Here is a 7,129-nt window from a genome sequence, read left to right on the forward strand (position 1 = left end):
TCGTTCGGTCGAGCCTGATTTGTGGCCGGCCCTTCATTTGCAGGTTCTTGAATGGCCGTATCCTCTACTGGATATGGATCGCGCTCGTCAGTAGTTTGCAGCTCGGCAACCTCTTCTATGACCGCACGCATCGCTGTCAAAAGATGCGCGCGGATCAGCGCCTATGTCAAGCTGCACTCAAGGCTCGTTGAAGGCTGACACATTGAGAATGATCCTGCCGGTGGGATCATTCTTGAAAATCAGGCCGCCTCGGGCTTTCGATTTTCCCGGAACATAATCCAGTATCGTGCTGGCCTTTTCAACGATATCGGAGCCATCGAGGATTTCGCCGTGGACTGTCACCTGCGAGGCCGTTGCGCTTGCACCATTCGACACCTCGAACAAGACCTGAAACTTGTTGCTGCGCTGTTCAGTGGTAACGACTGTTGCGCCAAGGTCGGGCGTTGTGTCCTGATCTCTAAAAGCATCTTTTGCGATCCAGCCGACCACTGCCAGCACAATCACTGCGGATACCAGTCCGGTAAGCCACTCGAGCCAGTGAGGATTTTGCGCCTCGAGATTTTTGTCGCCAATCGTTTTGGTCATGAAACCCTCAGAGGATAAGTCGAGCGGCGGACGCTCCGATAGCACCGGGGAAACTCAGGATAACGATCGCCATAAGCACCTGCGTGGAGCCCAGATCGTCAATCCGATGGAATGTCCAGAGACAGTATGCGCTGATAGATCCTGCTATCACATAGCCAGGCAATGTGAAGCGCACGAATGCGTGCCAGCTGGGCGTTCCCTCCACGAGATCGTGACTTCCATGAAATGACAGCGCGTAAACGAATCCATGCATGAGGATCAGCGACGCCGCGATAATGGCAAGGCCGTGCCAAGGCGTCATCTTAAATGACAGTAATATCATCTCCTCGGTGGGTGCCACGTTCAGATTTAAAAACAGCGCACCAACCGCCATCAAAAAAAGCTCGCCTGCATAACTCGTCTCACGATTTTGAACCGGATCATCGTCATCCTCAGTGTCTTCATCGTCGTCGGACTGGCCGCCCAGTTGGCTCCGGCCTAACATCGCACCAATGCTCGCCGGAACTGCCAGCAGAGCAATCATACCCACGATCTCATGCGACGTTTGACCAGCCTGCAAGACGCCTATGGACAAGAGGATCAAGGTGCTTGCGACCATCCCCAATGCATAGGCAATGACGGCGTCTCGGGCAGATTGCCGCCAACCCGAGGTCTGCTCAAACCCCATGCGGCGAGACAAAACGATTAACAAAGGCACATTCAGCAGCAGCAGAAGCAAAAGCCGGGTACGGTCCATATAGAAGCCGAGCTCCCACATTTCCATCGTCATAAACATAGGCAGGGCGAACAATAAAGCGCCTGCAACTCCGCGCGCTATTCCAGCGAGGAATTTCCTTGTATCGAAGCCACTCGCGCTGTTTTCCGAACCCATTTTTTCCTCCACAGAATGACCACTCTGGTAGTGCGCAACGGCATCAGTGTGGCGGCCCTTGAAGTAAGATTATGCTCGCAAGTGTAAGGCCGTGGTCACCGACAAGTTCCCGTCTTTGGCAAATCGCAGCCCGTTACGTGGGGTAAACGCAATTCTACCTGCGCGGGCGTTTGTCGCGTTGGGGACACAGGTCGATAAGAGCTCCCCCAAGCACCGCGACCAAGAGGTCTCAATGTCTGTCAATGCACAGGCTATCCGAGTTCCAGTCGTCATGCCTGACAAGAACTCCATTCGAGGGCGTACCGGTCTTAACATCGTAGTCGACGTCCACTAACCTCCTGTTTTGCATGAACAAATACATTCGATCGATGTGGTTTCTCGTGCAAGTTTTGCGTTGACTTAAAGAGCGGAAGCCTCCAAATGTGTTGAAAGAGCGAGGGGGTTCAATGGCAAATCATAATCCTGTCATCTCCGATCAGGTGTCGTTGGCTAACATGATCCGCAACCACGACTGGGCAACCACCAGTCTGGGGCCGATGTCGTCATGGCCGTCCCAGCTGAAATGCGCGGTTGATCTCGCAATCCCATCCGGAGCGCAGATCGTATTGTTTTGCGGCGATGACTTCACCGCCATTTATAATGATGCGTATGCTCCGACGATCGGTGCCAAGCATCCCAACGCCCTAGGGCGACCAGCGAAGGAAAACTGGGCCGAACTTTGGGACGATCTTGAGCCGCTCCTGCTTAAGGTGCGGGACGCCGGCGAGACCGTTGTCGCAAAGGACAGGCCTTTCTATATCGAACGACGCGGTGTCCCCGAAACGGTGTACTTCGACATCTCCTATTCACCCGTTTCCGATGACCATGGCCAGGTGCTGGCCGTCCTGTGTATCGTCAATGAAACGACAGAGCGCGTCGGCTACGAGGCGACGCTCGAACGCCTGGCGGCTATCGTCTCTTCTTCCGAAGCCGCAATCCTCGGCACCGACCTCGATATGATGGTCACAGATTGGAATACTGGAGCCGAGAAGCTCTATGGCTTCTCGTCCGAGGAAATTGTAGGTCGGTCAATCACGCTTCTTGTGCCAGATGACCGTGTCGAGGAGGAGGCGCGTATTATCGCTCGCATAAAGGCAGGCGAACGGGTGGAGACTCATGAAACCGTCAGACGGCACAGAAGCGGACGGCTCCTAGACGTTTCCCTGACTGTCTCGCCAATCTATGACGCAGACGGGAGGATTGTCGGCGCGTCGAAAATTGCCCGCGACATCACAGCGCGAAAAGAAGCAGAGCGCGTTCAGGAGCTTCTGATTGGTGAACTAAATCATCGCGTCAAGAACGTCCTTGCGACCGTCGCCGCCATAGCCCGACAGACTTTTACCGGCGCACAGGACATTGAAACAGCAAGGACAGCATTCGACGCGCGCTTGCAAAGCCTGGCCAGAGCGCATGACCTGCTCACGCGCGGAAGCTGGGAGGCCGCCAGCCTTCGTACCGCGGTGTCCGAGGCTTTATCTCCTTATCCACCGGAGCAGTTCGACGTCAGTGGACCAGAAGTGAACATCTCGCCGAAGGCCGTGGTGGGGCTCGCACTTATCCTGCATGAGCTTTCCACGAATGCTGCAAAATATGGGGCCTTGGGAGTGTCTTCCGGAAGGGTGACCGTGTCATGGGACGTCTCATCTTCCGATGCCCAACTGTCTATTTCCTGGAAAGAAACGGGAGGACCGCAAGTTACGCCGCCATCCCGAAAGGGTTTTGGATCCCGATTGATCGAAGCCCTGTCGTCTGGCCAACTCGGAGGCTACGTAGAACTCAACTACGACGTTTGCGGCGTCCATTGCATCATTAGCGCGCCGCTCGACAGCGGTTGGAGCGACAACGACCATGTTCAATCACGGCTTTCATGACTGAACACAAATGGCGGTCCGACGAGATCACCTAAGTCGGTTACGCAGTTACGTTAGATCATTTCGCGTATCGCATGGATAACGTTTGACGGATCATAAGGCTTGCTGAAAAATCGCCCGACGACTGGAAGCATATCGTCACTCATCTGAAGATGACCGGACGTGACAATAATCTTCACTGGTGGCCATCGGTCTCGAACTGCAGCTGCGAGCTTTAGACCATCCATACTGCCGGGCATATCAATATCGGTGAACATCAAACGAACTTCGGGATGCGCATTGAGAAGAACGATCGCTTCGTCTGCGTTCGACGCTTCAAGCACATCGAAACCATCGTCCTCCAGCGACTCTACGATATCCATTCGGACAAGAACCTCGTCCTCAACGACGAGAACCGTTACGCCGCTGTCGCCCATCCCCAAAGCTCCATCGTGGTTCACTAAAAAAATTCATATACGGACACAACCTTGGTAACGCTGCTTGGGCGATATTGATCCGTGGGTTTCATACGGTTTTGCGGCAACATCAATAAAGGTCGCCGTTTCGCCGCATCAGTCACTTTCAATGACCAATTTGAAGCCGTGCCAAAGGACCCGCAGCGTAGCATCGAAGCCCATCCCGATCAAAGGTGATGGCGGGCGTCGCACCCAATAACGACGCTAGGGCCGAGCGAACATACTTCGTGCCATAACCCTGCCGGGTCGGTTCAACAACTTCGGGTCCGCCTGTCTCGACCCAGTTCATCGTAAAGACCGGCGCTGCTTCCTCCGAAATGGACCAGATAACCTCCACACGACCTTCCTTTTGAGACAACGCACCGTACTTGATGGCATTCGTCGTCAACTCGTGAAGGCAAAGTGCGATGGTTGTGGCAGAGGTTCGGTTTATGAACACCTCCGGACCTTCGGCTTTGATCCGGCTCACTTCGTCGTCATTGTAGGGGGCGACGGTTAGGGCGATCACAGACGGCAAAGAAACTTCCTCTCCGCCTGCCTCGAATACTGCGGTATGGACGTTGGACAGGGCGTGAAGGCGGCCTGTGAAGTCTGCAGCAAGTTCTTGAACCGTGGATGCGCTGCGCCGTGTCATCTGAAAAATCGAGGTCACGCTCGCAAGAATATTTTTGATACGATGGTTGAGCTCAAGCCGCAATTCGACTTCGCGCTCAATGGCATCACGCACTTGCTTTTGGCGCAACCGAACGAGAAGATTGGTCTGAACGCTGTTCACCAGCTCCAATCGTGCAATCGGGCGTGTGTGGAACAGGAGACGGGCACCTAGCCAGGACCGTTCGAGCTGATTGCGAATTTGAGTAACCTGTGCTGCCTTCTCGAGCAGGATAAGGATCGGAACTTCAGACCAGTCCGGCTGGGATGCGAGATGATCGCCAATGGTTGCGACCGCGGGCGGGTTCAAGGCTTCGTGGGTGATGATGATGACGCCGGGCGATAGCGACAAATTATGGGTTAGATCCTCGCCAACCTGGTTTTGCCTGACAGCCACGTTCTGCTCCCGCAAAGACGCCGCGATGTAGTCGGCGTCCTTGCGAAAGGGGGCAAGAACGAGCACCCAGTCCAACTCACTCTCGCTCAGGGCTTCGTTCATTTCGGATCAGGAAGGGGGTTGTAGGAAACGACGCTGACGCTGCCGCTTTCGATCAGCAGTTCCTGGATGTTGAGGTCATGCGGCCCGTGACGTTTTTTGACAACCGTGATGTTGCGGCGCAGACGGCCTTCGTGCTCCATGATCCGCAGCAAGAGGACGGTGTCGCCGAGAAAGCTGACGTCGACATCGATGCCGACATTTTGACCGATCAGGCCATGTTGGGCAACGATCAGCATCGTCAGCACGCCGGAACGGGCAAGGAACTTCAGCAGCGACTGAATATCGCGGACAGCCTTTTCCCGGTGCGGCAGCGAGTTGAGATAGCCGGTCAGGCTATCAATCACGACAACGCGGGCCTTGTTTTGGGTAACGGCATCCTGGACGATCTGTCCGAATTCGCCCGGGGAAATTTCGTTCGGGTTGAAGTCACGCAGAATGAGCTTGCCATCCTTGTGGAACTGCCGAAGCTGCATGCCCAGACCTTCAGAGCGGCGGAAAAAGGTTTCCAACCGCTCCTCGAACAGGAACAGCGCGACACTTTCGCCTCGTTCAAGCGCTGCGGTCGCATACAGCGACGACATGGTCGATTTACCGGTACCCGATTGCCCGATAACCAGTGTAGTGGTTCCCGCTTCCTGGCCGCCACCAAACATATCGTCAAGCGCTGCGACACCCGACTTTATCAGTTGTGGCTTGGTATTTTCCGACGCAGTGTTGGGCATGATACGAGGAAAGACAACGACGCCCTCGCCTTCCCGGATCGCCATGTCGTGATAGCCGTCGGCGACAGGAACACCGCGCATCTTGGAAATCTCGACACGCCGTCGCACGCCGCCGTATTCTTCCAGCGCCTTGTCGAGACGGATGACCCCATGGGCCAGTCCTTCTACTTCTTCCCCGCTACGATCATAGCCGGGCGTCTGGGTATCGAGAAGAAGGGCGACAACGTTGCGCTTTGCCAGAAAGGATTTGAAACCGATCAGTTCCCGACGAAACCTTGGGGAGTCACCGGTGATCAGGCGGATTTCCAAGAGTGAATCGTAAACCAGGCGGCGCGGCTTGTATTCTTCAATCGCCGCTTCAATCGCCTTTCGCGTCTCGTCAAGCCGCAGGTCCGTGGTCAGGAATATGCTCTGGTCATCGGCTTCTCCGACCGAGCCAGAGGTGGACAGTTCCTCGACGCGGATGCCATCCAGTGTCCAGCCGTGAGAAAAAGCAATTGCTTCAAGCTCTGCCGCCGTCTGCGAAAGCGTGACATAGATGCAGTTCTCTCCTGATTCCACTCCGGCGCGCAGGAATTGCAAGGCTGCGGTCGTCTTGCCGGACCCGGGCGCACCCTGCAGCATATAGAGATTGGAAGCCGGGAGGCCGCCACGCAAGATTTCGTTCAGTCCCGTGATGCCCGTGCTGACAACCGCTGGCACTTTTCGTTTCGGCATATCTCATCTTCCAAAAACAGTTAGCGCGTTTTTTGACGGAACGCGCGCATCATCGTCGTTGAAAGATGCCTTCCTGTTATATTTGGGTTTCCCAAAACATCAATGACGGCTACGGGGAGAAACATACTGAGGTTGCCCGCTTTGCGCGAACCTGAACGCAACCGGAATTCCCATCTCGCGACCCGTCCGGACCTCGGAGCGCTGTGGCAGGACGCTTAATTAGGCTCAGGACCTAGTAAATAACTTGCGGGGCTTGCTCTGTTTTGATGCATTGGGGTCAAACGGAGACAGTGCGATGAATGATTTGATGCTTTTGTCGGAGGCGCAAATGCGCCGTATAGAGCCGTATTTCCCATTGTCCCATGGCGTGCCGCGCGTTGATGATCGGCTCGTTTTGAGCGGCATAATCTGCGTCATGGGTTACGGTGGCGCGATGCGCCGCGCGAGTACGGACCGCAAGGTGCCAATCTCACATGATTCGGCGCTCTACAAAAAGCGCCACAAGATCGAAAACATGTTTGGCAGGCTCAAGGACTGGAGGCGAATTCACACTCGATACGATCGATGCGCCCACACCTTTTTCTCAAGCATAGCATCGCAGCAGCCGTCATCTTCTGGCTTTGATTTAACGAGTCCTGAGCCTAGGTGTTTGGTCCCAGCATGTCATGGCTTGGGGTTTGAGTGAAGATTTCAGGTTTTTTCTCACTCAGTTGCCGTAT

At 55.0% G+C, this 7,129-nt stretch carries 6 protein-coding genes and 2 pseudogenes; 3 read left to right on the top strand and 5 right to left on the bottom strand.

Annotation, left to right across the window (positions count from 1 at the left end; all coding sequences use genetic code 11):
* Positions 1-177 precede the first annotated feature (177 nt).
* Positions 178-585 (bottom strand): hypothetical protein, encoded by a 408-nt coding sequence (locus ATO67_RS21045; protein WP_067653623.1) that lies wholly within the window; start codon positions 583-585, stop codon positions 178-180.
* A 7-nt stretch (positions 586-592) separates the two neighbouring features.
* Positions 593-1,456: a TIGR02587 family membrane protein gene (locus tag ATO67_RS21050; RefSeq protein WP_067653625.1), complete on the bottom strand. Its 864-nt coding sequence runs from the start codon at positions 1,454-1,456 to the stop codon at positions 593-595.
* A gap of 446 nt (positions 1,457-1,902) precedes the next feature.
* On the opposite strand from ATO67_RS21050, the gene ATO67_RS21055 reads away from it, so the two are divergent.
* Positions 1,903-3,366 carry a sensor histidine kinase gene (locus ATO67_RS21055; RefSeq protein ID WP_067653627.1) on the top strand — a complete coding sequence of 488 codons (1,464 nt, stop codon included), beginning with the start codon at positions 1,903-1,905 and terminating at the stop codon, positions 3,364-3,366.
* Positions 3,367-3,419: 53 nt separating this feature from the next.
* Here the strand turns inward: ATO67_RS21055 and ATO67_RS21060 are convergent, their stop codons facing one another.
* The 3 genes from ATO67_RS21060 to ATO67_RS21070 all read right to left on the bottom strand — a co-directional run bounded on the left by ATO67_RS21060 (position 3,420) and on the right by ATO67_RS21070 (position 6,410).
* Positions 3,420-3,782: a response regulator gene (locus ATO67_RS21060; RefSeq protein WP_067653629.1), complete on the bottom strand. Its 363-nt coding sequence runs from the start codon at positions 3,780-3,782 to the stop codon at positions 3,420-3,422.
* A gap of 145 nt (positions 3,783-3,927) precedes the next feature.
* Entirely contained in the window at positions 3,928-4,971 is a 1,044-nt protein-coding gene (locus ATO67_RS21065) for a sensor histidine kinase (protein WP_067653631.1), read from the bottom strand.
* Positions 4,968-6,410: a DUF7125 family protein gene (locus tag ATO67_RS21070; RefSeq protein WP_067653633.1), complete on the bottom strand. Its 1,443-nt coding sequence runs from the start codon at positions 6,408-6,410 to the stop codon at positions 4,968-4,970. The genes ATO67_RS21065 and ATO67_RS21070 overlap by 4 nt, the downstream gene beginning before the upstream one ends.
* A gap of 295 nt (positions 6,411-6,705) precedes the next feature.
* Between ATO67_RS21070 and ATO67_RS23930 the strand changes: the two are divergent.
* Together ATO67_RS23930 and ATO67_RS23935 are read left to right on the top strand one after the other, a co-directional pair.
* Positions 6,706-6,866, top strand: a pseudogene (locus ATO67_RS23930) (transposase); the annotation flags it as partial.
* Positions 6,865-7,034: pseudogene (locus ATO67_RS23935) on the top strand (transposase); the annotation flags it as partial. The pseudogenes ATO67_RS23930 and ATO67_RS23935, both read left to right, overlap by 2 nt.
* Positions 7,035-7,129 lie beyond the last annotated feature (95 nt).

The sequence above is a fragment of the Agrobacterium bohemicum genome, assembly GCF_001562555.1.
Classification (GTDB): Bacteria; Pseudomonadota; Alphaproteobacteria; order Rhizobiales; family Rhizobiaceae; genus Agrobacterium; species Agrobacterium bohemicum.